This is a genomic window from Bacillus sp. HY001 (assembly GCF_007558965.1).
In the GTDB taxonomy this organism is placed as follows: domain Bacteria; phylum Bacillota; class Bacilli; order Bacillales; family Bacillaceae_G; genus Bacillus_A; species Bacillus_A mobilis.
Genome location: NZ_VLTE01000117.1, coordinates 1 through 2,755 on the forward strand (window position 1 = coordinate 1; position 2,755 = coordinate 2,755).

Here is a 2,755-nt window from a genome sequence, read left to right on the forward strand (position 1 = left end):
TCCATTCGCTCGACTTGCATGTATTAGGCACGCCGCCAGCGTTCATCCTGAGCCAGGATCAAACTCTCCAATAAAGTTAGTTTGTCTAGCATCTAAAATAAAAATTGACGTTTCACGTTGTTTGTTTCGTTCAGTTTTCAAAGAACTACTTGGTCGCTCATTTGCGACTTCCTTATGTTAACATCTTCGTTTTCCGATGTCAACTAAGTTTTTCAATTTCTTTTTTGTCGTTTTCTGCGTTTCCGCATCAGCGACGGTTATTAATATATCATGGTGAAAAATGAAATGCAACACCTTTTATAAACTTTTTTTAAATTAACTACATTTCTTTTTTAATATCATATACTTAAACGAAATATCTCTTTCATTTCTAAGGGATTCCTACATATATTCTATATAAAGTCACTCTACCCAAAAACATTTCTTTCTATAATAAATGTTTTATTCATATACCATATCATACAAGGAGGAATACATATGGACTATACCGATTTATTAATCAAACTAGGTCTCTCGGCTATTTTAGGATTCGCCATCGGTTTAGAGCGCGAATTAAAACGGAAACCACTTGGTTTAAAAACTTGTTTAGTTATTTCTATTATTAGTTGCCTCCTAACGATTGTTTCTATTAAAGCGGCTTACAATTTACCACATACTGATCATATGAATATGGATCCACTTCGACTTGCCGCTCAAATTGTATCAGGGATTGGTTTTTTAGGTGCCGGTGTTATTTTACGAAGAGGAAACGATAGTATTGCAGGGCTAACGACTGCTGCTATGATCTGGGGTGCTTCCGGTATTGGTATTGCTGTTGGAGCCGGATTCTATATCGAAGCGATTTTCGGAATGTGTTTCCTTATGATTAGTGTCGAACTTATACCATTAACAATGAAATTTGTAGGGCCAAGATCATTTCGTCAACGTGATATCGCAGTAAAACTTGTTGTGCGAAATATGGACAATATCCCAATTGTAATTGAAGAAATAAAAGAAATGGATATAAAAGTTAAGAATATGAAGCTCAAAACATTAGAGAATGGCTCGCACTATTTGCATTTGAAATTATGTATCGATCAAAAAAGACATACTGCTGATGTTTACTACGCCCTCCAGCATCTTGAAAGTGTTCAACAAACTGAAGTGGAAAGTATGTAATGAAAAAAACTCTCTTTTCAATTAGAGAGTTTTTCTTTTTTCTATAATGGTAACAATGAATGTAGTCCTGCAAAGTAAGGAGGAATAAGAGTTTGAAATCCCGTCCAAATTTAGTAGATACATTTCGTGATTCCATTATTTTTCGTTTAATTTGCTTTATTGTTGTACTTACTGCTTTTTCCGGATTTCTTATACATAGATTAGAACCATCGCACTTCACCACATGGTTTGATGGAATTTGGTGGTCAATCGTTACTATCTTCACCGTTGGCTATGGTGACTTTGCCCCACATACACTAATAGGCAAACTTATCGGTATGGGTATTATTTTATTAGGAACCGGGTTTTGTTCTTATTATATGGTTTTGTTCGCTACTGAAATGATTAGTAAACAATATATGAAGATTAAAGGAGAAGAAGCTGCGACTTCTAACGGACATATGATCATTGTAGGATGGAACGAACGGGCAAAGCATGTTGTCAAACAAATGCATGTTTTACAACCGAACCTTGATATCGTTTTAATTGATGAAACACTTTCTTTACTTCCAAAACCATTTCATCATTTAGAATTTATAAAGGGATGCCCCCATCACGATCAAACTTTATTAAAAGCTAATATTACAACGGCACACACTATATTAATAACTGCTGATAAAGAAAAGAATGAAAGCTTAGCAGATACACAGTCTATTTTAAATATTTTAACTGCAAAAGGACTCAATCCAAACATTCATTGCATCGCTGAACTTCTTACTTCTGAACAAATACAAAATGCAACGAGAGCTGGTGTATCAGAAATTATAGAAGGAAATAAATTAACGAGCTATGTATTTACCGCTTCTCTTTTATTCCCTTCCATTTCAGGTGTCCTATTCTCACTTTACGATGAAATCTCTGATAATAAATTACAACTGATGGAGCTTTCTCCTTCCTGCACAGGACAAACTTTCGCAAATTGCAGCTATACTCTTTTAAAGCAAAACATTCTATTACTAGGTATAAAGCGCGATGAACAATATATGATTAATCCAGTCCATTCCTTTATTCTCATTGAAAGCGACATACTCATTGTTATTCACCATTAATAAAATGACGCTCTAGTTCTTGTATGAGCACTTTCCCAATATTGATATATTTTCTTTTCACATCTCCATCTGGATCTTTCGGCTCAGCAAATTGATCCATTCCACTTGTTCCGGCTGCTAAAGTATTTACATGATCATCTAGTTCGTCTTGATATACGTGAGAAAGAATATACGGTGTTTCAAGACGGACGATTACGCCCGGCACATCTAATTCGCCATTCACTGCTGTAAATGGCACTCGTAAAAATTGATAACCATCTTCTTCATCGATTTTATAATCGAAGCACCCTTTATCGTAATCCCAATTGCCACCAATGTTATACCCAAGCGGCTTCATTATCTCTTCTAACTTATATAACGCATATGTACGTCCTTCTAAATTGGATTGAATCGGAATCAAGTCCATCCCTCCTAGACTTTTTCTTTAGCATACCCACTCTAGTTTGAATATACCGATGAACTTTTCGATAAAATAATAAAAAGCGACCGGATTCCGGTCGCGGTTTTTT

The 2,755-nt window shown here is 35.2% G+C and carries 3 protein-coding genes and 1 rRNA gene; 2 read left to right on the forward strand and 2 right to left on the reverse strand.

The annotated features are described in order from the left end of the window. Positions 1-74: ribosomal RNA gene (locus FOT98_RS28555) — 16S ribosomal RNA — on the reverse strand; the annotation flags it as partial. 403 nt (positions 75-477) lie between these two features. Here FOT98_RS28555 and FOT98_RS28560 point away from each other — a divergent pair. Next, complete coding sequence (locus FOT98_RS28560; protein WP_063260549.1) at positions 478-1,158, forward strand: MgtC/SapB family protein; 681 nt, start codon at positions 478-480, stop codon at positions 1,156-1,158. A gap of 92 nt (positions 1,159-1,250) precedes the next feature. Next, complete coding sequence (locus FOT98_RS28565; RefSeq protein ID WP_061680268.1) at positions 1,251-2,246, forward strand: potassium channel family protein; 996 nt, start codon at positions 1,251-1,253, stop codon at positions 2,244-2,246. Here the strand turns inward: FOT98_RS28565 and FOT98_RS28570 are convergent. Beyond that, entirely contained in the window at positions 2,233-2,646 is a 414-nt protein-coding gene (locus tag FOT98_RS28570) for a YugN-like family protein (RefSeq protein WP_061680267.1), read from the reverse strand. The two genes, FOT98_RS28565 and FOT98_RS28570, sit on opposite strands and share 14 nt — an antisense overlap. Positions 2,647-2,755 lie beyond the last annotated feature (109 nt).